The sequence below is a fragment of the Marinitoga hydrogenitolerans DSM 16785 genome, from assembly GCF_900129175.1.
Lineage (GTDB): Bacteria > Thermotogota > Thermotogae > Petrotogales > Petrotogaceae > Marinitoga > Marinitoga hydrogenitolerans.
In genome coordinates, this window is sequence record NZ_FQUI01000001.1 from 14899 (window position 1) to 40927 (window position 26029).

General features: G+C 27.2%; 18 protein-coding genes and 1 other RNA gene. 14 read left to right on the top strand and 5 right to left on the bottom strand.

What is annotated here, in order from left to right; translation table 11 throughout:
• Positions 1-2364: an endopeptidase La gene (gene lon, locus BUA62_RS00095; protein ID WP_143148294.1), complete on the bottom strand. Its 2364-nt coding sequence runs from the start codon at positions 2362-2364 to the stop codon at positions 1-3.
• Between the two features lie 211 nt (positions 2365-2575).
• Here lon and BUA62_RS00100 point away from each other — a divergent pair, with 211 nt between their 5' ends.
• The 5 genes from BUA62_RS00100 to malE all read left to right on the top strand — a co-directional run bounded on the left by BUA62_RS00100 (position 2576) and on the right by malE (position 7128).
• On the top strand, positions 2576-3304 hold the full coding sequence (locus tag BUA62_RS00100; protein ID WP_072862406.1) for a WecB/TagA/CpsF family glycosyltransferase: 729 nt from the start codon (positions 2576-2578) through the stop codon (positions 3302-3304).
• Positions 3305-3396: 92 nt separating this feature from the next.
• Positions 3397-3756, top strand: coding sequence for a DUF1622 domain-containing protein (locus BUA62_RS00105; protein WP_072862135.1), 360 nt, complete (start codon positions 3397-3399; stop codon positions 3754-3756).
• Positions 3743-4723 (top strand): DNA-processing protein DprA, encoded by a 981-nt coding sequence (gene dprA, locus BUA62_RS00110; protein WP_072862137.1) that lies wholly within the window; start codon positions 3743-3745, stop codon positions 4721-4723. Before BUA62_RS00105 ends, dprA begins: the two co-directional genes overlap by 14 nt.
• Before the next feature lie 2 nt (positions 4724-4725).
• Positions 4726-5772: a hypothetical protein gene (locus tag BUA62_RS00115; RefSeq protein WP_072862139.1), complete on the top strand. Its 1047-nt coding sequence runs from the start codon at positions 4726-4728 to the stop codon at positions 5770-5772.
• A 147-nt stretch (positions 5773-5919) separates the two neighbouring features.
• Positions 5920-7128 carry a maltose/maltodextrin ABC transporter substrate-binding protein MalE gene (gene malE, locus BUA62_RS00120; RefSeq protein ID WP_072862141.1) on the top strand — a complete coding sequence of 403 codons (1209 nt, stop codon included), beginning with the start codon at positions 5920-5922 and terminating at the stop codon, positions 7126-7128.
• Positions 7129-7161: 33 nt separating this feature from the next.
• Here the strand turns inward: malE and BUA62_RS00125 are convergent, their stop codons facing one another.
• Positions 7162-7983: an MBL fold metallo-hydrolase gene (locus BUA62_RS00125; protein ID WP_072862143.1), complete on the bottom strand. Its 822-nt coding sequence runs from the start codon at positions 7981-7983 to the stop codon at positions 7162-7164.
• Between the two features lie 181 nt (positions 7984-8164).
• Here BUA62_RS00125 and yfcE point away from each other — a divergent pair, with 181 nt between their 5' ends.
• Both yfcE and BUA62_RS00135 read left to right on the top strand, forming a co-directional pair.
• Positions 8165-8713, top strand: coding sequence for a phosphodiesterase (gene yfcE / locus BUA62_RS00130; RefSeq protein ID WP_072862145.1), 549 nt, complete (start codon positions 8165-8167; stop codon positions 8711-8713).
• A gap of 72 nt (positions 8714-8785) precedes the next feature.
• On the top strand, positions 8786-10567 hold the full coding sequence (locus tag BUA62_RS00135) for a 5'-nucleotidase C-terminal domain-containing protein (RefSeq protein ID WP_072862147.1): 1782 nt from the start codon (positions 8786-8788) through the stop codon (positions 10565-10567).
• 44 nt (positions 10568-10611) lie between these two features.
• Here BUA62_RS00135 and BUA62_RS00140 read toward each other — a convergent pair whose 3' ends face one another.
• The 3 genes from BUA62_RS00140 to BUA62_RS00150 all read right to left on the bottom strand — a co-directional run bounded on the left by BUA62_RS00140 (position 10612) and on the right by BUA62_RS00150 (position 15025).
• Entirely contained in the window at positions 10612-12786 is a 2175-nt protein-coding gene (locus tag BUA62_RS00140) for a TIM-barrel domain-containing protein (RefSeq protein ID WP_072862149.1), read from the bottom strand.
• An 84-nt stretch (positions 12787-12870) separates the two neighbouring features.
• A complete protein-coding gene (locus BUA62_RS00145; protein ID WP_072862151.1) occupies positions 12871-14133 on the bottom strand; it encodes a DUF5693 family protein in 1263 nt (420 codons plus the stop codon).
• A gap of 4 nt (positions 14134-14137) precedes the next feature.
• A complete protein-coding gene (locus BUA62_RS00150; RefSeq protein ID WP_072862153.1) occupies positions 14138-15025 on the bottom strand; it encodes an RluA family pseudouridine synthase in 888 nt (295 codons plus the stop codon).
• 63 nt (positions 15026-15088) lie between these two features.
• On the opposite strand from BUA62_RS00150, the gene BUA62_RS00155 reads away from it, so the two are divergent.
• The 7 genes from BUA62_RS00155 (at position 15089) to ssrA (ending at position 26027) form a co-directional block, all read left to right on the top strand.
• Positions 15089-15808, top strand: a complete 720-nt coding sequence (locus tag BUA62_RS00155; RefSeq protein WP_072862155.1) for a hypothetical protein — start codon at positions 15089-15091, stop codon at positions 15806-15808.
• A 165-nt stretch (positions 15809-15973) separates the two neighbouring features.
• Positions 15974-16951, top strand: coding sequence for a phosphogluconate dehydrogenase (NAD(+)-dependent, decarboxylating) (gnd, locus tag BUA62_RS00160; RefSeq protein WP_072862157.1), 978 nt, complete (start codon positions 15974-15976; stop codon positions 16949-16951).
• Positions 16952-16955: 4 nt separating this feature from the next.
• Entirely contained in the window at positions 16956-18464 is a 1509-nt protein-coding gene (gene zwf, locus BUA62_RS00165) for a glucose-6-phosphate dehydrogenase (RefSeq protein ID WP_084670623.1), read from the top strand.
• Positions 18461-19156, top strand: coding sequence for a 6-phosphogluconolactonase (gene pgl / locus BUA62_RS00170; protein WP_072862159.1), 696 nt, complete (start codon positions 18461-18463; stop codon positions 19154-19156). Before zwf ends, pgl begins: the two co-directional genes overlap by 4 nt.
• 43 nt (positions 19157-19199) lie before the next feature.
• Positions 19200-24320, top strand: a complete 5121-nt coding sequence (locus BUA62_RS00175) for a fibronectin type III domain-containing protein (protein ID WP_072862160.1) — start codon at positions 19200-19202, stop codon at positions 24318-24320.
• 13 nt (positions 24321-24333) lie between these two features.
• Positions 24334-25596: a hypothetical protein gene (locus tag BUA62_RS00180; RefSeq protein WP_072862162.1), complete on the top strand. Its 1263-nt coding sequence runs from the start codon at positions 24334-24336 to the stop codon at positions 25594-25596.
• Positions 25597-25666: 70 nt separating this feature from the next.
• Positions 25667-26027, top strand: a transfer-messenger RNA (tmRNA) gene (ssrA, locus tag BUA62_RS00185).
• Positions 26028-26029: the final 2 nt, after the last annotated feature.

Sequence of the window (26029 nt, forward strand, 5' to 3'; positions counted from 1 at the left end):
TTATTCCTCCATTAATGCTATTTTTAGCACTTCCTTTATATTACTTACTTTATGAACTTTTATTCTTTTTAATATTTCTTCTGGAATTTTTTCTAAATCCTTTTCATTATTTTTAGGTATTATTACCTCTTTTATTCCACTTCTAAATGCTGATAATAATTTTTCTTTTATTCCACCAACAGGCAATACTTTCCCCATTAACGTAATTTCTCCCGTCATTGCTATTTCATTATTAATATGTTTCTTTAAAATAGAAGATATAATAGCTATTGTTAAAGTAACTCCAGCAGATGGGCCATCTTTAGGAACAGCTCCTTCTGGAACATGAATATGGAAATTACAAGTCTCAAATTTTTTTATCAACGACTTATCTATTTCTTCAATCAGCGATTTTGATAAAGTTACTGCTATTTGTGCTGATTCTTTCATCACATCTCCAAGCTTTCCTGTTATAATTACCTTCCCTTTACCAGAAGTGATAAGCGTTTCAACTTGTAAAATTTCACCACCATACGCCGTCCATGCCATACCTGTAGCCACTCCAATTTCTGGTTTTTCCAGTTTATTCGATTTAAAATATGGGGGAGTACCTAAAAGTTCTTTTGTTTCTGATAATTTAATACTTATTGTTTTTTCACCTTCAGCAATTTTTAATGCTATTTTTCTCATTAATTTTGCTAATATTCTTTCTAAAGACCTTACTCCAGCTTCTCTTGTATACTCTGATATTACTTTTTGAAGAGCATTTTTGCTTATTTTCACTTGAGATTTATTTAAACCATGCTCTTCTAATAATTTAGGAATAATATAATCTTTTGCTATGTAATATTTTTCTGCATCTGTATATCCAGATATATGAATAATCTCCATTCTATCTCTCAAAGCTGTTGGTATAGTATGTAATACATTAGCTGTTGTAATAAACACTACTTCTGATAAATCGAATGGAATTTCAAGATAATGATCAATAAAATTATTATTTTGTTCTGGATCTAATACCTCTAATAAAGCTGCAGATGGGTCACCTTGATATGAAATACCTAATTTATCTATTTCATCTAACACAATGACAGGATTTTTTACCCCCAATCTTTTTATCAATTGTATTATTCTTCCAGGCATTGCTCCAACATATGTTCTTCTATGCCCTCTTATTTCAGCTTCATCTCTCATTCCACCAAGTGATATTCTCCCAAATTTTCTACCTAAAGCCTCTGCCACAGATTTTCCTAGTGATGTTTTTCCAACTCCCGGAGCACCAACAAAACATAAAATAGGAGATTTTGGTTTATCGGATAATTTTCGAACGGCTAAAAATTCTAAAATTCTCTCTTTTGGCTCTTTCAAACCGTAATGGTTTTTATTTAATAACTTTTCTGCTTCTTTGATATCAATTCTATCTATTGTTTTTTCGTTCCAAGGAAGGTTAATAATCCAATCTAAATATGTTCTTACAACATTTGCTTCTGGAGAATATGGTGACATTTTTTCAAGCCTTGAAAGTTCATATTCTGCTTTCTCTTTTACATAATCAGGCAATTTTGAACTTTCAATTTTTTCTCTTATTTCTTTTATTTCTTCGTCTGTTTCACCAGAAAGTTCTTCCTGAATTGCTTTTAACTTTTCCCTTAGATAATATTCTTTTTGACCTTTTTCAATCTTTTCTCTTACTTTAGATTCCAAAACCTCTTCTATTTCTAACAACTCAATTTCTCTCATTAAAAGTTCTAATTCAAGTTCTAATCTCTTTTTTGGATGTAACTCTTCTAACAATTCTTGTTTTTCTTCTAATTCTAATGGTAAAACAGAAGCAATTAAATCGCTTATAATTTCAGGATCCATTGCATCTTTAAATACCATAACAGCTTCTTGTGGAAATTTTTTTGACAAATTAATATACTTTTCAAATAGCGTTTTAACCTTTCTTACCAAAGCCTCTAATGTTTTAGTTGTTTTATATTTTCTTTCAAGGGGTTTTATTTCAAATCTGAACATTTCTTCATCTTCTAAAACTTTTTTTATTTCGGCTCTTTTTAATCCCTCAACAAGAATTTTATATTCACCATCAGGCAATTTGGCAATTTGAACAACTCTACCAACAGTTCCTATTTTAAATAAATCTTCCACATTGACATCTTCCAGTTCAATTTCTTTTTGGGAAACAAAAAAAAGTAAATTATTATATTCCTCAAGCGATTTTTCAAGCGCTTTAACAGACTTTTTTCTACCAATTATCATAGGAATCACTGAATTTGGAAAAACAATCAATTTTGCTCTCGTTGGAATTACTGGTAACTCACTTGGAATACTTTCTTTAAAACTTTTGTCTATAAATATATCTATAGCACTTTTTTTATTATCCATATAATCAACCTCCATTTTTATTCTAAATTTAACATTCACATTAATATTTTAAGACAGAAATATGGTAAAATATACAATTGATAGATGATTTTAAAATTTCCACAATTTATATTTTAGCACATTAATTGTAATTTATTAGGTATTTAAGGTAAAGATAAAGAAAAAATAAATAGAAGCGTTTATTAAAAAAGGTGGGAATGGCGTGACTCAAATGATACAGTTATTTGGATTAAAACTATTATCTGGGAAAAAAGAAGAAATGTGGGATTTTATAAAAAGAAAAATAAACTCAAATGAAAAAGTTTGGGTTGTCACTCTTAATGCTTTAATGTTTTTAGAATATTTCAAAAATGATGAATATAAATATGAATTACAAAACGCTACAATATCTATACCTGATGGTATAGGAGTAGTTAAATATCTAGAAAAATGGGGATATACCACTGAGAGATGTCCCGGAATAGATACTATGTTGAAAATATGCGAGTGGCAAGAACATAAAATATTTTTATTAGGTTCTCAACCCGGAATTGCTGATAAAGCTAAAGAACATCTGGAAAAAACATTTCCAAATATTAATATCGTAGGAACACATCATGGGTATTTTGAAAATTCTGATGAAGTGATAAATAAAATAAACAATAGCGGTGCTGAAATTCTTTTTGTCGGTATGGGAGTTCCAAAACAAGAAGAATTTATATATAAAAATATTCATAAATTAAATGTAAAAATGGCTATGGGAATCGGTGGAAGTATTGATGTTATATCTGGAAAAATCCCAAGAGCTCCAAAAATCTTCCAGATTTTTGGTTTGGAATGGCTTTATAGAATGTTAAGAGAACCAAAAAGATTTAAAAAATTTCCAGATTTAATGAATTTTTATTTTAAAATTTATCGTTCTAAAGAAATGCCCATAAATCTGGAAGTTATTAATTTATAATTCATATACTTTTGGACAATCGTCTTTGATTGTCCTTTTATTTTTATATTTTTTATGGTAAAATTATTGTAAAAATATGCTGAGGTGATAAAATGGAAATTCATCATTTTGTTGAGAAGATTGTTATTTATGTTTCCGACATATCTTATATTATGGCAGTTGTTGTTATTGTTTTCGGGATGTTTAAAGGTTTTTTTATTTTTTTAAAAGATGTTTTATTTGGAAAAAAATCTGAAGACAGCATTTGGGAAAGCCGCTTGGAATTAGGACATTCTTTTTCACTTGGGTTGGGTTTCTTAATTGGTTCAAGTATCATAAAAACAACAGTTGCGTCAACATGGAACGGCCTCGGACAATTAGTTACTATAATAGCTATTAGAACTACTTTAAATTATTTTTTAACTAAAGAAATTAAAGAGCACAAAAAGGATGTTTTAAATGGTACAAAATAGTATAATATGGATGAAAGAGTTTTTAAAAGAATCAAATGAAAAAATTATAAAAAATATAAAGAATAAAAAGATTCCATTAATAGATGAAAATCAATTAAATAAATTTTATGATTCATTAGAAAAAAAAGAAATTAAAATCATTACTTATTTTGATCCAGAATATCCAGAAACATTAAAAAGAATATTTAACCCGCCTTTGGTGTTATATGTTAAAGGAAATACTGATTTATTGAATAAAAAAGGAATTGGAATTGTAGGATCAAGGAAATATACATCTTATGGGAAAAATATAGCTTTATCCTTTTCTGAAATATTAGCTAAACAGTATATTATAATTAGCGGAATGGCTTATGGCATTGATTCCTTTGCACACAAAGGAGCATTAAAAAGCGGAAATACCATTGCTGTTTTGGGAAGCGGAATTGATAAGCCCTATCCCGTTTCAAATACAACTTTATATAATGATATATTAAAAAACAATGGTTGTATAATTTCAGAATACGCTCCAGGAACCCCTGCCCAACCTTTTAGATTTCCAGAAAGAAACAGAATAATCGTTGGTTTAAGCAATAGTATTATTGTTATTGAAGCAGCTAAAAAAAGCGGATCATTAATAACAGCAAGATTAGCTATTGAATCTGGTATAGATGTATATGCTGTTCCAGGAGATATAAATAGAAAATCATCTGAGGGAACTAACAATCTTATATTTAATGGTGCTATTCCTATTATTTCCGAAACTCACCTAAAAGAATTATTCAATATTAATAATAATAAAATTATTAACATTGAAGACCCCTTAGATAAAAAAATTATAGCAGCTATAATAAATGGTTATGAATCATTTGAAAAAATCATATATTATACTAATGAAAGCCCTTCAATTATATTACAGCGTTTAACAATATTGATAATGGAAGACATTATTTTAGAAGATAATGGAATTTATTATTACAAAGGGGGATGATTATGAGAAAATTACTTTTTCTATTACTCTTCATATCTATAATTTTTATATCGTGTTCAACTCAACCTAAACAAGAACCATATGAATATTTTTCATCATCAAATGAAAACTTTACTGAAATTATCGTTGAAGGTAAAGGTATAACTCTTGAAGAGGCCGAAAGTAATGCAAGAGTTCAGGCTCTTCAGAATATTGTTGGAATGAAAGTTTTTAATCAAACTATAGTTAGAAATTTTAAATTAGTGGATAAAACTATTTTATCAAAAACATATGGATTCATAAAAGGCTCTGAAATTTTACAAAAAAATATAAGTGATGGAATATATACCGTTAAAGTAAAATATGAGGTCTCTAAAAATTTAGGTGATGAGGATTTTTTCTATATTCTCCAACAAATGAAGAAACCAAAAATAGGCGTAAAAATAAAAAATTTTTCTCACTATAAAGATTTAAATAGAATTTCTGAAAATTCTATTGAATCAGAATTATCAAAACTGGGTTTTAACTTGTTTGATTCAACAAGAATAAAAGAAATATCCAACAATTTACAACTAGCAAATGAAGGTTTAGATATTTTAATTACAGGTCAAATTTCTGCAGAATACTCTGGAAGTTATTATGGTTTAGAAACCGCCAGAAGCAAAATAATTTTAAAAGCTTACTGGACATCTACTGGAAAATTAATTGCAAGTATCTCTGATGAATCTGGAGGTTCAGATGTTACTAAATTAACCGCAGTTAAAACTTCTGTAAAAAAAGCTTCTGAAATTGCTGGAGAAAAACTCGCTAAAAAAATACTCAAAACATGGATGGATTATTTAGCAAATGGATTACCTATAGAGATTGTTGTGCTAGATATTACAAATAAAGAATATGAAACTATTACTAATAAAATAAAAACATTATTTAAATTATACTCTTATAATTATTCTAATGGTAAAGCTATTTTCGAAATTGAATCTAACATATTCGCTGATGAAATTTATAATCTATATTTTAAAGATTATAAACTAATTACTCAAAATATAACGTATTTGGTTATTAAATGAATATTTATAATCATAATTACGAATAAAAAGAAATAAAAAGCTTAAAATATATATAAAAACTAATAATAGAATAGAAAAATAATAATTTTTGTGTTATAATTTTTTTGTAACAAATTTTTTATAATAATATTTAAGGGAGGGTTTAAGATGAAAAAAGTTGTGGTAGTAGCATTATTAGTATTATTTGCATTTACTTCTATTTTTGCTGCATCAAACAAGATAGTTGTATGGTGCTCAGAAAAACAAGTTGATTTCATGAAAACTTTTGGAGAGAAATTTACAAGAGATACTGGTATATTAGTTGAAGTACAACAAGTTAACTTTGGTGATATTAAATCAAAATTTTTAACAGCTGCACAAGCTGGTGAAGGTCCTGATGTTATTGTTGGTGCTCATGACTGGGTTGGAGAATTAGTTGAAAATGGTTTAATCGATTCAATTCCATTCTCTGCTATTGAAACAGATAAATTCGCACAATCAGGTTTAAACGCTTTCACAGTAAATGGTAAATTATACGGTGTTCCTTATGCAATTGAAGCTGTTGCTTTATTATACAATAAAGATTATGTTGAGGAAGCTCCTAAAACAATCGAAGATTTAAAAGCTGTTGCTGCTGAATATACAACTGATGAAACTTTAGGATTTGTATATGATGCTGGAAATTTCTATTTCTCATATGGCTTTATCGCCGGAAATGGTGGATATGTATTTAAATGGACAAAAGAAAATGGTTATGACGTAAATAATATTGGTTTAGCAAATGATGGTGCAATTAAAGGTGCTGAATTAATTAAATCTTTCTTTGATGAAGGTTTAATTCCACAAGGTGCTAATTACGGAACAATGGATTCAATGTTCAAAGATGGTTTAGCTGCTATGATTATCAATGGGCCATGGGCTGTAAAAGACTATATAAACGCTGGTATTGATTTTGGCGTATTACCTTTAACAGAACTTGAATTATCAGATGGTCATTTTGGAAAACCATTTGTTGGTGTTCAAGGTTTAATGGTTAATGCAAGAAGCGAAAACAAAGCGTTAGCAAAAGAATTTGTAATTAATTACTTAGCTACAAAAGATGGAATATATGAATTCTATTTAGCAGATCCAAGATTACCAGCAAGAACAGATGTTGCTAAGATCATTGAAGAAAAAGGCGGACCTGTTCCTAAAGAAATAGTTGATGCTTTTGTAAAAAGTGCTGCTGGCGGAGAACCTATGCCAAATGTTCCAGAAATGGGATCCGTATGGGGACCAATGGGTGATGCTTTAAGCCAAATTATCAATGGTCAATTAGAACCAGCTCAAGCTTTAAAAGAAGCTGTTGAAAAAATTAAAACTGCTATTTCTAAGTAATAACAATTAAAATAGCCAGACATTAAAGTCTGGCTATTTTTTTATCTTCAACCCATCAAATGCTGCGATTATATTATGTTTATCATATATTTTTTCCAATTCTGTATGTTCAGGATTATGCAAATGTGAAAAGTGTGTAACTACAATCTTCGACTTATCATCAATAATGCCTTCTTTTTGTAATATTTCTTTTGTTTCTAATACTTCTTCATAACCCATATGAAACTCATACTTTTTATTAAACCCCATTGTCGCATCTAAAATTACAATATCTAAGTATTTTATTTCATTTTTTATATATTCAATACTTTCTGCCAAAAATTTCCCCGAATCAACGCCATATAGCATTTTTACACCATCTTTTTCAACGATATAATTTAAAGGTGTTTCGTCATATCCTGGTGTATGCTTTGCTTTTAATGTGTAAACTATATACCCATTCAAATGTAAAGAAACAAATGGAGTAACGGACATTAAACTAATTTTAGGAAGATCTACCTTTTCTTTAATTACTGCTCCTAATCTATCAGGAACAATTAAGTCAATATGAGGTAACAAATCAAATGTCCCAGAAAAAATTGGATTTCTATACTCAAAATTTTTAAAAAAAAGATGATCCGAATGCCCATGAGTTATCAAAATATGTTTTATATCTGATAACTCCATACCAAATCGATTCACAGAAGAGAGAATATCCGGTCCAAAGTCAATTAATATTTCATTATCAATCAATAGTGATGACCTTAATCTAATGCTTTTCTTTCCCTCTTCTCTAGCTTTTTGACAATTTTCACATGAACAAAAAGGATTTGGAAATCCTTCAGATGCTGCTGTTCCTAAAAATAAAAGTTCCATACCTTTTCCCCCTCAAATAGTTGATTTTTCTTAATTATACCATATATTTTCATATTGTATCAAATGTAATATTTAACTTTTTAACAAATATTTATTTTTCTTTTTTTATAAAAAAAATGTTTTTGATAAAATTCCTGTGATAAAATTAAGGTGTAGATATTATAATTTTTGGAGGTGAACTATGAAGATTGCTGTGATAAGTGATACACACGGCTCTTTATTTTATTTAAAAAGAGCTAATAAATATTTAAGCGAGGTTGACAGAGTAATCCATCTTGGAGATTATTTATACCATGGACCAAGAAATCCTTTACCAAATGGTTATAACCCTATGGAATTATCAAATATTTTGAAAAACTTTAAAAAAAGAACCTTTATAACAGGTAATTGTGATTCTCCCATAGACTTAAAATTATTAAACATTCCAGAAACCACACCTTATGCTGTTGAAAGTTATGGATCATATAATTTTTTCTTCACTCATGGTTGGGATCCTAATTTAGATGATTCTATTTTATTAGCAAAAAAATTTAAATGTCAATATCTTATACATGGTCATACACATATTTCCAAATTTGAAAAAAAAGAAGATTTAATAATAATAAATCCGGGAAGTGTTTCTATTCCAAAAGAAAATACTCCTCATAGTATCTTAATAATTGAAATTAATGGTAATATCCACTTTAGTTTCATTGATATTATAAATGATGAAGTTTATATGGAATATTGAATATGATTTTTGCATATTTATGTAAAAAGTGGTATAATTAATTCACCAAAATTTAAAACAGGGGGTGTAAGAATGAAAAGATTTTTTATTTTATTTAGTATTTTACTTATTGGTTTATTGATTTTTGCAGAGCAAATGAGCCTCGTAATTCTTCACACAAGCGATCTACACGGTAACATTTTCCCAGTAAATTACGCTACAAACAAACCGTATTATGTTGGTTTAGGTAGAGTTGCAACATTTTATAAAATGGAAAAAGCAAAAAACCCTAATGTCTTGTTAATCGACACTGGTGATTTAATTCAAGGAACTCCACTTGAATATTATCATGCAAGAATCGATAATAGCCCTATCGATCCAATGGTTAAAGTTATGAATCACTTAGGATATAGTGCTTCAATTATAGGTAATCATGAATTTAATTATGGTATGAAGGTATTAAACAAAGCTGTATCTGAAGCAAATTTCCCTTTCTTAAGTGCAAATATAGTGAATAGAGATACAGGAAAGCCTATATTCAAACCATATACTGTGTTCGATTATAAAGGAATAAAAATCGGAATATTGGGCCTAACTACAAAATACATTCCAAATTGGGAAGATCCAAAAAATATTAGAAATTTAGACTTTTATGATCCTGTTGATGTTGCAATGAAATATGTGAAAATACTAAGAGAACAAGAAAAAGTTGATGTTTTAATAGTCGGTTACCACGGAGGATTCGAAAGAGATTTAAACACAGGAGAACCTACAGAAGAATTAACAGGTGAAAATGAAGGCTATAGATTATTAACTGAAGTTCCTGGAATTGACGCCATAGTAACGGGTCATCAACACAGATCAATTGCTGGAGTATATAATAACATAGCTGTTACGATGCCAAGTAGCTGGGGAAAAAAGGTTGGAAGAATTGAATTAACACTTGATAATTCTGACGGTAAATGGAAAGTCGTTTCACGAAAAGCCGAATTATTAGATTCAAAAACTGTAAAATCTGATCAAGAAGTTTTAAATTTAGTTCAAGATTATGAAGATAAAGTTCAAAAATGGCTAGATCAACCTGTTGGAACAGCTAAAGGAGATTTCTATGTATATGATCCATTAAAAGTAAGATTAGCTGATCATCCATTAATTGAATTTGTTAATAAAGTTCAACAAACATATTCTGGTGTAAAAATTTCTTCAACTGCTTTATTTAATAATGATATTAAAGGCTGGAAATCTGGTCCTATTAAACTAAGAGATATTAACGGAGTTTATATTTATCCAAATACATTAAAAGTATTAAAAGTAACTGGAAAAGACATAAAAGACGCTATTGAAAAGAGTGCAGATTATTTTGTATATAATGATGGAAAAGTTGATGTGAATAAATCATGGGTAGATCCTAAACCAAGACATTACAATTACGATATGTGGGAAGGAATAAATTATATTATTGATGTTTCTAAACCTGTTGGTGAAAGAGTTGTTTGGTTAGAATATGAAGGGAAACCTGTAGAGATGGATAAAGAATATGAAATTGTACTAAATAATTACAGAGCTGGCGGCGGCGGTGGTTATTCAATGTTTGCTGGAAAACCTGTCGTAAAAGAAGTTATGATGGAAGTTTCTGAATTAATGGCTGATTATATTATGGAACACAAAACAATTGAAGCTAAAGTTGATAATAATTGGTATGTAGCAACAGATGTTATGTATAATGTGAAATCAGGAGATACATTATTTAAACTTGGTAGAATGTATAATGTAAATCCTTATGCTATTGCAAAATGGAATAACATTAAAAATCCAAATTTAATTTTTGTTGGACAAAAATTAGTAATTTATAAACCTGTAATTTCTGATAATTAAGTTTAAAAATGCCCCCTAACAATTAAAGGGGGCTTTTGTTTTAATTATAATTCAATTATTTTATTTATTTTACTACCTTTTTCATCATAAATCTCAAATTTTATTTTTTCAATACTTGAAATAAAATCTTCATTTTCATCTTTTTTTATTTCAAATTCATAATCATTATTATTTTTTACAACCTTAATTTTTATTTTTGTATATTTTCCATCTTTATAATTATATGTATCCCCATCATCTTCAAAATATTCAAATTCTGCTTTGTCTGTTACTAAACCTATAATTGTCAATTCTTTTATGTTTTTTTCATTAACATAGTTTATATTTTCTTCATTTAAAGCTATTAATGTATTTTCTTTTATAAAAATAGGAATCTCATTCAAATTTGATTCTACAAAATAATCTCCGGAATCATATACCTTAATCTCTCTGTCCTCCACCTTTGAAGCTTTCCAATATAACCATTTAACTTCAGGTAAATGAACAAACCTTCCTCTTGCATTAGGCTTAATAATAGGTGCTGCCATTATAGAATCTCCTACCATAAATTGATCTTCAATATTTTTTGATGTTTCATCATCAAAATGAAAAAATATTGGTGAGATAAATGGTTTTAATTTTTCCACAGAGCTAAAAAACTCGGAATACAAATATGGTATTAGCGCATATCTTAACTTTATAGTATTTTTCATTATTTCTTCTATATAATTATCAAATGCCCATGGTTCCTGTTGTCTTGTTCCAATGGCAGAATGATTTCTATATAATGGCGAAAACACCCCTAATTGCATCCATCTTATAATTAATTCTGGCGAAGCATTTGCTCCAAAACCTCCTATATCAGCACCGGTATAGAAAAATCCCGCCATATTAAGAGACATGAGCATTTGTATATTCACAATCATATGTTCCCACCATGACATATTATCCCCCATCCATATCGTTGCAATTCTATGATGTCCTGAATAACTACTCCTTGATAATAACAAATATCTTTTATTTGATATATATTTATTAAATCCATCTTCTACTGTTGCCTTTGTCATATAATATCCATATAAATTGTGAAGTTCATCATTTGTATACTTTCCATATGGTGTTTCATGATAAAAACTCTCATAATATTCCCTTTTATTTGATAAATTCACCGCTTCATCTTTAATCATAAAAAATTCCAACCCAATTTCTTTTTCTTTCAATTTTTCTATTTTTTCAAAATATTCATTTAAATTATCCGGAACAAAGAATATAGATGGTTCATTCATATCATTCCAAAAACCCGTAATTCCCATTTCAAAAAAACGTTTATACTTTTCTCCCCACCATTTTCTTACTTCTGGATTTAAAAAATCAGGAAAATGTGTATATCCCGGCCAAACTGTCGCAACAAAGTTTTCACCTTTTTTATCTTTACAAAAATAATTATTTTTAACTCCTTCATCATATATTTCATAACCTTTTTCTATTTTAACACCAGGATCTAAAATAGGGATAAGATGGAAACCGTTTGCGTGAATTTCAGAAACAAATGTTTTAAAATCTGGAAATTTATCTTCATCTACAGTAAATACCTTATAATCTTTCATATAATCAATATCCATATATATTGCATCACATGGAATTTCTTTTTTTCTAAAATTTTCAGAAATCTCTTTAATAGTTTTTGCATCAGGATAACTCCATCTACATTGTTGATAGCCAAATGCCCATTTTGGCGGAATATATGGCGTTCCTGTCAACTTTAAATATTCTTGAATTATTTCTAAATTATTTTTTGAATTAAAAATATATAAATCAAAATCTTTTGAATGTACAGTTATTATCATTTTGCTAAATTTGGTATAACCTATATCAAAAATAATTTCAGATGGATAATCAATAAAAAATCCAAATTTTTCTGAAACAATTAAAAACGGATGAGAACCATATAATGATTCTTTTTCTGGGGTATGTAAGGGGTCATCCGTAGCGTATAATTTATATCTTTTACCTCTTTTATTTAATCCCCCAAGCGTTTGACCTAATCCATATACTCTGTCTTTATCCTCTAATTTAAATGTCAAAATAGTTTTGTCACTTAAAACATTAATTTCAAAAAATTCAATTGTACTAGTTTTATTAAAAACCAGCAAATTCTTTTCTATAACAGTTGCTTCTGTTTCAAATGGTTTTCCAAACCTATATAGCGTTGTAAAATTCAGTAATTCAACTTTTTTCATATGTATTCTCCTTTCTTTAAATTTATAGAATTCTATTTACATAAAGAAAATTCCATTATTATTTCCAATATCAACAGTCTAAATTCACTTTTTATATATCCATCCTTTAAATAATATAAATAATTTATATATTATCCAGGAAATAACAAAAGCATTTATTGTTCTTAACACACCTAAATAAATTGGCGTTTGGAAATGCAAAAATGTATTTAATATAGAAACTATAATAATAGACTGTCCTAAATTCCAAAATATTTTAAAGAATTTTGTTGGTGGATTAGAAAACACGAAAATATATGCAAATAATTCTTTAAATCTAGGTCTTGCATACAATGTTTGTTCTAAAAAATCTCTAATATTTCTTTCAACCATCGATGAAAACCCAAAATTCCCGCTTCTCAATATATAATATGTTGCTATTATTCCTAAAAAAAGGGTTGATAAAATAATATCTTTTTTATTCAATTTGAAATTCTTCACTTGAACAAGAAATAAAACAAACGGCAAAGTTATAAGAATTAGTTTTACACCCCTTATTACAGAAATTTTATATATAAAAAAGTATGTATATCCACTTCCATATATTAAAACACCAAAGATAATATTGAGTAGAATCAAATACCCTAATTTTTTATATCTCTTCCATTTTATCCATGATATAAAAGAAAAGATGATGCCTATAAAAACATAAGACCATGAATTTAAAAAGAAGTATATCAAGACATATAAAATTGATAAAATAGGCATAATAGTTGAAATATATAGTGAAATAACTAAAACTGAAATTAAGGGAACATATGGATTACTATTTTTTAAATGTGGGATCGTTTCGTTGTAATTTTTCATTCTCATTTTTATATTTTCTATTATAGCTCCCCTCTTACTATGATTTGGAATATAAAAAATGTTAATACGCCTCTCATTAAAAGCTCTCCAAAATCGTTGTTCTATTTGATTTATATTATATTTATCTATTTCTCTTGGCTTTATATAATGGGCATATCTAATTTTTTTTAATTCATCATCATTTAAATAAATTTTGTATCTATCAAACAAATATCCAAAATCTGAGAACTCTGCAATTATTATTCTATCGTAATTGCTTATAATCTTTTTAAAATCATTTAGTTCAATATTTGTAGAATTTTCGCTTATTAATATAAAATTTTGGTATTCATATATATCAACTAATTTTCCATCAATATTAATGGATTTTTTTTGCATTTTTTCATTATTTATAATATGATATCCATTGCGAAGAAATAGATAATCATTTAAAGAAATGTTAATAAACAAAAAAATAGAATAAATAATAGCAAGTGATAAAATCTTCTTAGATAATTTCAAAAAATTACCCCTCCAGTCGTTCTAAAACCTTCTTCAAATCTGGCGTTAAATTCGAAATTAAAGAATAATTTTTATTTTTATATCTAAATTCTAAATAATATGAATGAAGAAAATATCTTTTCAACCCTATTAATCTCTTTAAATCTCTATTAATTTCAAAATTTCCATACTTATTATCTCCCGCAACTGGAAATCCCATATTTGCAAATTGCTTTCTAATTTGATGCTTTCTTCCTGTTTTTAATTCTATATCTACCAGCGTTAAATCTATTTTTTTTATTTTATAATTATTTAATATACTATAGTATAACACTGCTTTTTTATCTTCAAATAAACTTTCTAATTTTTTCCTTTCTCCTTTTAATTTTCCAATTATTAAAGTTTGATATTTTTTTATAATATCTCGGCCTTTTATAATATCTGTTAATTCCCTTGCTACCTGCTTACTCTTTGCTATTACTAAAACACCCGATGTATGTTTATCAAGTCTATGAACAAGATGTGGCTCAAATTTACCTTTCGCATAGTATAATAATCCTTCTATTATAGTAACCTTTTCCTCATTTTTACCAGGATGAATTGATATACCTGCTGGTTTGTTTATAGAAATTATATCTCTATCCTCAAAGATTATCTCAAAATCTAAAGGTCTTGGTAAAATCTTATTTTCTTTCTTTCTCTCCTCAAATGGTCCTTTATATCTTACCTCTACTTTATCTCCAATATTTAATTCAAAATCTTGCTTTTTTATTCTTTTACCATTAATATAAATAAAACCTTTTCTAATAAGCTTATATATAAAACCTAATTTCAAATCACTAAAATTATTCCTCAAAAATTTATCCAATCTTTTATAATAATTCTTTTCATTTACAATTATATATTGTTGCATATAAACACTCCTTTTTTTGGTATAATATATATTAAAGTTATAAAACACAAAGAGGTGATTATTTTGTATAAAGAAATTCTTAAAACATTGTATTCATTTTTAGGTGAAAATATATTAAATGAAGAAAATAAGCTAAAAACTGAAATTTTTGATAAACTATCTTCTAAATCAGATTTTTATGAAATTTTAGATTTCTTAAAATCAGAATCTTTTCCTCAAGTAGTAGAAGAAAAATTCCTTTCTTTATTTATTATATCATTATTTAATCGATTACGAATATCAGTTGATATTGAAAAGAAAAGTTTAATGTATGGTAATGAAAATATCTCTGTTGATATTTTCGATAAAAATATTATTCAAATGGAAAATATATTAAAAGAATTACTTGATTTAATTGATTATAGTAACTTACCAACAGAATATCTTTTCGGAATATTATCTCAAGACATCTCAAAAAGATTGAGAGTTTTCAAAGAACTTATCGGAAACTCAAAAATTACAGAGGAAAAATGGGAAGAACAAGAATTACAGGGCTTAATTAATTCATTAACTGATTCTACTAGAGAATTTTTGAAATATATGGTGAAAAAAGGAAAAAGTTCCAAAGAAGAAATAATAAAGGATTTAAATTTAAGGGACACGCGTTCAGTTTCTGCATTTACTAGTGCAATTTCAAGAAATTCTCCGACAAACAAAGAAAGAATATTATTTGGAGAAAAAGGAAAAATTATTATTAACGAAGAATATAGAGATATATTAAAAAAATTATTATTACTAAATTAACCAACCAATTTTAAAGTGTATATTTTTTGTCATATTTATTATGATATAATTATCATAAGAAAATATTGATATGCCCTAATGAAAAAATTACTAAGAAGATTTACTGACAAAGTTTTACAATTTAATAAAAGAATTAAATGGAAATTATAATGAAAGGGTGAAAATATGAAATTAGGTATTATTGGCTTAGGTAGAATGGGAAAAAATATGGCAAAAAGATTATTAAAAGGCGGACATAGCGTTGTTGTTTATAATAGAACTAAAGAAAAAGTTAAAGAATTAGAAAAGGATGGTGCTATTGGGACCTATTCTTTAAAAGAATTTGTTAAAAATTTAGACACTCCAAAAATTGTTTGGTTGATGTTGCCTGCTGGAAAAATTACAGATGATAATATTGATGCTCTAATTCCTTTATTGGAGAAAGGAGATATTATTATCGATGGTGCTAATACTTATTATAAAGATGACTTACGTAGAACTGAAAAATTGAAGAATCATGGTATTCATTATCTCGATGCGGGCGTTTCAGGTGGCGTTTGGGGACTTAAAGAAGGATATTGTACAATGGTTGGTGGTGAAAAGAAAATATTTGAGTATATTGTGCCTATTTTAAAAACATTAGCTCCAAAAGATGGATATTTATATTGTGGTCCAAACGGAGCGGGACATTTTGTAAAAATGATACATAATGGAATTGAATATGGACTAATGGAAGCATATGGTGAAGGTTTTGAATTATTAAAAGCTTCACAATACGGAAAATATATTAATTTACATGATATTGCTCATTTATGGAATCAAGGTAGTGTTATTAGATCATGGCTTTTAGAATTACTTGAAAATGCATTTAAAAATGATGATGATTTAGAAAATATTCAAGGCTATGTGGAAGATTCTGGCGAAGCACGTTGGACCGTTTTAGAAGCTGTAGAAAAGGGTGTTTCTATACCTATAATTTCAAACTCTTTATTTAAGAGATTTCAATCAAGACAAAAAGATGTATTTTCAGACAAAGTTGTTGCTGCTTTAAGAAAAGAATTTGGTGGACATGCTGTTTACAAAAAAGAACAAGATGTGAAAGAAAACATTGCTGGTGCTGGTGAAGTAAAACCAGCAAATCCTGATGAAACGTATAGAAGGTGAAACAATGAGTTTTGTTGAAAATAAATTAGGTACATATGTTGAATTATGTGATGATCCAACACCTTCTCCAGCTGGTATAATCATATTTGGTGCCTCTGGAGATTTAAGCTTTAGAAAATTAATACCTTCAATTTTTAAGCTATTCAAAAACAGAAAACTAATCAATTTTTATTTACTTGGTATTGGAAGAACAAAAATGTCAAACGAAGAATTTAGACATAAAATACTTGAAAGCCTAAATAATTCATATGATAAAATTCTCATAAATAAATTTATAAATCATGCATATTTTTTATCGGGTAATTATAATGATGACAGTTTATACTCTGAATTAAAAAACAGAATCAAAAGCCTTAATGAAAAACATAATACAAATAATAATCTTTTATTCTATTTTGCAACGCCACCTCATATTTATCTACCTATTATAAATCATTTAGGAAAATCTAATTTAACTATAGAAAATAAAAATTATTCAAGAGTTATAATAGAAAAACCGTTTGGAAAAGATTTAGAAACAGCAAAAGAACTAGATAACGAATTACAAAAACATTTAAAGGAAAGTCAAATCTATAGAATAGACCATTATCTCGGAAAAGAAACTGTTCAAAATATGATGATGATGCGGTTCGCAAACATTGTTTTTGAACCGATATGGAATTATAAATATATTGACCACATACAAATAACAGTATCAGAAACACTTGGAGTTGAAAATAGAATTGGATATTTTGAAAATACTGGATTGTTAAGAGATATGTTCCAAAACCATATATTACAGCTACTTACATTGATAGCAATGGAACCTCCTGCTTCTCTTGATTCTGATATGATTCATGATGAAAAAATAAAAGTCTTAAAATCAATACGTCCCTATAATGTAAAAGAAATACACAAAAGAATAATCAGAGGACAATATACTGAAGGCTATGTGGATGGAGATTTTAAAACTTCATATATTGATGAAGTTGGTAAAAAATCTAAAATAGAAACATTTATAGCCACAAAATTGTATATAGATAATTGGCGCTGGAGTGGCGTACCCTTCTATTTAAGAACTGGTAAAAGGTTAAAAAAGAAAATTTCAGAAGTTGCTATTATCTTTAAAGATGTACCTCATTCCATTTTTTCTGATTTTCATCCTGTAAAAATAGAACCAAATTCTCTTGTTATAAGAATTCAGCCAGACGAAGGTTTCACGTTAACTCTTCAAGCGAAACAACCTGGTTCAAAGATTTGTATAAACACATTAAATATGGAATTTAAATATAAAAATTTTTTTGATTTCGAACCTCAAGATGCCTATGAAAGGCTTATATTAGATGCATTATTAGGAGATCAAACACTCTATGTAAGAAATGATGTTATGGAAGAATCTTGGAAATTGGTAACTCCTATCTTAGAATACTGGAAAAATAGCGATGATTTATTCTACTACCCTTCGGGAAGTTGGGGGCCAAAAGAAGCGTTTGAATTAATAGAAAAAGATAATAGAAATTGGAGGAATTTATGAGAATATTTGAATACAAAAATCTAAATAACCTGAGCTTTGACGTTGCAAAAAGCATCTTCAATTTTTATTCTTACTACATTAAAAAACAGAATTTTTTCACGTTAGTTCTGGCGGGAGGTAACACTCCGAAACTATTATATCAAATTCTTTCTTCACAATATTATTCAAGAATAGATTGGTCAAAAGTTTATATATTTTTCGGAGATGAACGATATGTTCCTGTAAATAATGATTATAGCAATTATAAAATGGCATATGAAAATTTAATTTCAAAAATCAATATTCCTGAAGAAAATATTTTTAGAATAAAAACAGAAATTACTCCTATTGAGAAATGTGCAGAAGATTATGAAAAACTTATATTGAATTTCTTTAAAGAAAAAAATATGGACATTTCTTTTGATTTAATACTTTTGGGCATGGGAAATGATGGACATACTGCTTCTATTTTTCCAGATACTGCTATTTCAGATAATAAATATATTGATTATGTATTTCCGAAAAATGCAAATCCCAATGTCCCCAGAATTACTTTCACATATAAAACCATAAATAATAGTAAAAATGTAATTTTTTTGATCAATGGCGAGAAAAAAACAAAGCTCTTAAAAGAGTTATTAAAGGGTAAAGATTACCCTGCTGGCAAAGTTATACCAAAAGAAAATTTGTTGTTTTTTATCTCTAAAAATTAAGAATTAGTGCCCCTCATATAGAATAATAAAATGGGGTGATAGAATGATAAAAAAACTTAAAAAAATGAATAAAATAATATTATTTAAGCAATTAATATACATGTTGCTAATTATTGTTTTACTAATACTAAATTCATGTATATTTAATATAAAGCCGCCTAAACCCATATTAGAATATCCAAAAACTAATATGTTAGAAAATTTACCTTTAAAAATCGATATATCCTGGATACTTGAAAAAAATGTGTCTCCGGAAGGATATACTTTTGAAGTTTATTATGGAAAATCCCCAAATGCATTGTCAAGCAAAATTTCTGTTTCAAATACATATGCTACTATAAAAAATTTAGAACCTGAAACAATCTATTATTTAAAAATAAGATCGATAAAAGGTAGTGCTTATACTGATTCGAATTTATACGAATTTAAAACAACGGATATTCCAAAAATTTCTTTTAATATAACAAAAAATACAATATATACCGATCATTTTCAACTATCCTGGGAAGCTACTGACAGAGATGGAATAAAAAAATATGAATTATACCAATCAAATAATTCAGATTTTGCTGATTCAAAAAAAATATATGAAGGCTTAAATAATTTTTTTACGATATATAATTTAGAATATGGAAAAAAATATTATTTTAAGTTAATAGCATATGATAATTTAAATGTTGCTTCAGAAAAAAATGTTAATATTCAAGTTTCTGATGCTGAATTTTATGGATTTTTACCTTCAAATAATTCAAAAAGCATTCCTATTGGTGAAATAAACTTTAGTTGGAATTATACATTCGATTCTAACTATTTATTTATATTTTCCCCAAATCAAGATTTCACTGATGACGGGAATTACTATATGCAAAGAGAACTTTCGGAAAAAAACTATACTTTAAGAAACTTACCTTCAGGAATGACATTTTATTGGAAAGTTGTTGATGTTAGAAATAACATTAGTAGTCCGGTATTATCTTTTACCACATCTTACAAACCAGAAATAGAATTAACTTATCCTAAAAAAACATTAGAAACTGAAAATTTTGCTGTTGGCGTTACAACTGAGGCTACAATCACTTGGGAAGCGACAGATTTAGATAATGATCCTTTAACATTCACTATAACATTAAAAAAAATAGATGAAAATACAAATATCGATTATGTAGACTTTTCAGAACAACCAATATTCCAAAAGACAACTAATAATCGTTATTTCCCTTTATCACTATTTCCTTTAGAAAAAAACACATTTTATGCATTAAGAGTCGATGTTGATGATGGAAAAGGGAATTTTGTCATAGGAAAACCAATTAAATTTAGAACTAATTTAGCCCCATCAAAACCTTATAATCTACATCCAAATAATGAAATAAATATCCCAACCGATACTGTAACATTAACTTGGGAAGGTTTTGATCCAGATGATGGTGTTCATTTTAATGTTTATTTTGGCGAATCTTCCACAAATTTAACTTTTAAAGATCAAACAAATAAAAACTATTATATTATTCATAACCTTGAATATAATAAAAAATACTTCTGGAAAATAGAAGCTATTGATTCAAATAATGCTACTTCTATAAGCGATATTGCATTTTTCACTACAAATAAAAAGCCTATTTTTAAAAGTATTTCACCAGAAAATGATGCTACAAATATTAGTTTAAAACCATCATTTATCTGGAATTTTGAGGATGATAATATTTCATTTTATAAAGTCTATTTCTCAAAAGATTCTGATGAATTGTCTTTAATAGCAACTACAACAAATAATTCCTTTAATTTTTCAAATTATATACTTCCTGAAACGAGATATAAATGGGAAATTATCGCATATGATTCTGCTAATGCATCTGAAACAAGCGGAATAAATTATTTCGTAACCACAAATAAACCTAATATTGAACCTACAATTCCAAATAATAACAGTAATAACGTATCTTTAAAACCTGTTTTTTCATGGAATGCATCGGATCCAGATAATGATGCTTTAAATTATACTTTAAATATTAACTCTTCTGGAGTTTTGATGACCTATGATTCTTTGGAATCAACATCTTTTGAAATTCCAGACTATTTAACACCGGGTACTGAATATTCATGGAGTATTATTGCAACGGATAGCAATCTTGCTACTGCTATTTCTGCTACACAAACTTTTAAAACAACACAGCAACCAACAATAACATTAATTTTCCCACTATCCCAATCTGATATGGATGCAACAGTTACTTTGAATTGGAATGCTAACGATCCAAATAATGATAATCTAATTTATTACATATACTTAAATGACACAGAAGTTGGAACTACGTCCAACAGTACTTTTGTTTTATCAGAATTAGCTCCAAACACCATATATTCATGGAAAATAGTAGTAATGGATAGCAATTTTGCTACTGCTATTTCTGAAGAGGCTACATTCAGTACAGGTACTACTCCAAATACAAATCCAGATATAACTAATATTTATGATTATTACGAACCAACAAAAGAATATACACTTAGTGAAGAAAAATACCCTAATAAATTGAAAATACTGTGGAATCCTGTTCCTGACATTACCCAATACGCAATTTACAAAAAATCAAATGATGAAGAATCTCTTATTAAAACTAATATTACGGACACTTATGCAATAATAAATATCCCAGAAGGCGGAAAATATGATATTTTTGTTAGAGCGTATAATAACAAAGGGTTTTATAGCGAAAGTGAACATATCAATTTAAATATTAATATTCCACCTATACTACAGGATTTTTCTCCACGTAATGGTGAAACTAATGTATCTTTAACACCAAAAATAATATGGTTTGCTGAAGATTTAGATTCTTCTACTTTTAATGGTTATATTTATTTTGGGGAATCAGAAAATAATTTAAACAATTATGAATATATATCAAACGCTAATAATTCCAGTGAATATACGTTAAAAGAACCTTTATTACCTGGAAAAGATTATTATTGGAAAATCCATTTTGAAGATGAAATGCATGGAATTACTGAATCAGAAATAAGAAAATTTACAACAACACAAAAACCAGAAATAACTTATGTGAATTTGTCTAATAATTCTACAAATATCGCATTAAATTTAACGTTAGAGTGGAATGCTTATGATCCTGATGAAGATATATTAAGCTATAATATTCAGTTAATAAAAAGTGGTGAATTAGAAAATGATATTAATACAACAAATAACTCTTACACTTTTTCATTAACAGCTAATTCCAATTACATATTAAAACTTACAGCTAAAGATACAAAAGGAAGTAATTCTTCTACAGAAATATATTTCACAACAACACAAAATCCTATAATATATAATAATTCCTTAATACCAGATAGTTTTAATCATTTTAAAAATGGAGATAAAATATCTTGGAATGCTTACGACCCTGATGGTGATAACCTGTCTTATGAAATTTATATTGGAAAATTACAAAATTCTTTAACCTTAGTTGGAACAACTGACTCAAATAATTATATTTTAAATAATTTAGATAATAATCAAATCTATTATTGGAAAATAATTGCATATGATAATAAAGGTGGAAAATCTTCTTCTGAAATTAAACAATTTAAAACAAATGCCATTCCAGAATTTGATAATTCAAGATTTTATCCCGAAAATAATTCACCTGGAATAGAAAAAAATTTAACTTTAAGATGGTTTGCACATGATAATGATAATGATATATTAAAATATGATATATATTTGGGTAATAATAAATCAAATCTAACAAAAATAGCAACAGATTATACCTATAATACATATAATATATTACTAAATTCTGAAACATATTATTGGAAAGTCATTGCTAAAGACTCCTATGGAGGAATAACTGAATCGGAAATATTGAACTTCTACGTTAATAAACCACCAGATTTACCTGAAATAAATTATACATTACTTAATGGATTAGAAGCTTCCATTTCATGGAAATCAACTGATCCAGAAGGGCAAAATATTACATATGATTTGTTAAAATCTATTGATGACTCATCTTATAGTACAGAATTATATAATACTATACAAACAAATTACTATGCTGAAAGACTTGTACCAAATACAACATATTATTGGAAGGTTAGATCTATTGATGAAAAAAATGATTCAAGTGAAGCTACTATTTCTTTCACAACTGAAAATCCTGATACAAATATATTCACAATTGAAAAAGGTAGTTCTGAAAAAATCGAATCTATTATAGATCTTGTTGAATTTACAACGAATGATTTTGTATTTATTCAAAAAGAAGATAATACATATTATCTAACAAAAATAGACAGAATCGGAACTGAAACAACTATAAATTCGTCCAGTACAATTAATATTACACCATATTTCCTTGATAATAATTCAGATATTCTATTAATAGGAATTGGTAATGGAAAAATCTCATTCGAAGAATATGATAACAATTTAGTCCTAAATGGTTCAACATCAACCAATATTCCAGCAACAACTATTAAAGATTTCATAAAACTACCAAATAATGATTATTTAGTTCTTGGTAATAATTCGGGAAATGCATTTATTTCAAAAATCGATATTACTACTGGATCAACTATTTTAAATTCTCTTTATTATAATAATTCTGAGTTAAATGCTGGTATACAAATAGTTGATAATGATGGAAATAATAAATATATTATATGTGGGACATTAGATAATAAAGGTTATTTGATAAAAATGGATGAAAAATTTATAGTTGAAGATGAAAAAAATATTGATAGTGTTGATACTTTAGTCGATATCATACAAGGTAACGATAGTTTTATTGTATTAGGATTTAAAAATAATGATCTAATTGTAAAAGAATATAATTATAGGTTAAATGAATTGTGGTCTCCTATCTATGAAAATAGCTTTGAAACAAATATCGCAAAGATAAATAAAACCTCTGACGGATATATAATTTTATTAAATACACTTGATGGAAATATTGAATTGTTAAAAACTGATAATAATATAAATATCACCAAAAAAGCAACATTTGGTAGGAATGGCGAAGATTTTGCAAAAGGTATAATACAAACATCTGATAATGGATATATAATATTTGGAAAGACTAAATCATTTAAAGATCAAATCAATGGAAATTCATACATCATAAAAACAGATTCAAAATTATTAGGATGGATTACACCAGAATAGATTGGAGGATAATATGAAAAAATATTTATTTCTTATTTTAATCATCTTTATAACGTATTTAACCTTTGGACGTGTAAACAATATATATATAGAATACAATTATGACTTTTGGGAATACGGTAATAACTCCACATTAACAAATATTCACTCCTTATATTTAGGATATGATTTTGGAAATATCCCTTTAAAATTACAAATCGGAAGCCAAAATGACTTGCAATTTTCTAGTATTATTTCAACCTTTGCCTCTTTTGGAAAAATATATATTGAACCTTATTTGAAATACACCTCAGAGTTTTCTCTCGGAATAAAAATGAATTATTCTCATTTTTATTTAAATTATTATCTAAACAAAAATTTAAAACAAATACTTGGAATAGGTTTTAATATCCCTCTTTTAAAATTTGGAAAAGACGATATATCTTATATTAAAAGCGAGAACCATATAAAAGCAACTGCTGGAAAAAAAATTAAAATTAAACTCATAGCAAAATCAGAAAATTTCCCCTCAGAAAATGTTGATATTTATTATAACATTAACGATGGTAAGAAATTTTATGCTGGAAAAACTAATGCATTTGGAGAAATTGAATTAATATTGCCAATAATATATAAAACAGGAAATTATAAAATTAATATTTTTAATGGTGAGAATTTGATTAAACAAATCTCTTTAGATATATATCCAGATGAACCTTATAAAGTCAACATTGATTTTAATAAGGATATAATTTTTACAGATAATCAAGAAATATTAAAAATTAGAAATATTAGAGTTTTTGATAAATATTCAAACATGATAAAAAATATTGATATACAATTCATTAATTTCAAATTTTTAGGCGATTATAAAAAAATAAAATATTCTTACTTAGATAACACATTGATTTTGGATCCTTTTAAAAAAAGTGGAATGTATAATTTATACTTTGAAGTTAACATAAACGGAAAATACATAAATGGCATAAAAACTATTACAGTAAAAAATAATCCAAAAGATATAGAAAAGATTGAATTTGATATAACATATTTAGGAAAAGAGGGTAATTATGCTGTTTTTGAAATAAAAAAACCCAATATTATTTTTTTAAATTCACAAAATGAATATATTGATAATTTTTTTATTTATTATAAAAACAAAAAAATACTTATTAAAAATAATAGATTTAAAATCTCTATAAATGATAATTTTCCAAATGAATTTATTTTTGACACTGAAATAAAATATTACAATTATAATAGCATAATTCAAAAAAAAGTAATAATCAACAATTAAACTTTATTACTAAAACCAGCGTCTAAATAGTTGAAAAAAAAATATTTTTATGTTATAATCTAAAAAGCCTGGGGACGAAACGGTTTCGACGGGGGTAGAGTAAGTCGGAAAGCGAGCCGTGGAAGACTGTTCCCACGTTAAATAATCGGTCAAAAAAGAGAATTGCCGAAGAAAATTACGCATTAGCTGCTTAATTTAATTAGCAGCCGTCCTTTCAATCGTTCTGGGTCAAATGGTTGAATAGGGCGTCATAATTATGACCCTTACCCAAAAACTTTTCTCCCGGGTTTTTGGGGAAACATTAGGGAGATAGCTTAATCTTATCCTGCCTGTGGGAGAAGATTAAGCAAAAAACAAAACACAGGCTGCGCTCGGAGACGTCCGGTTTACTCTACTTTCGGACGCGGGTTCGACTCCCGCCGTCTCCACCAAA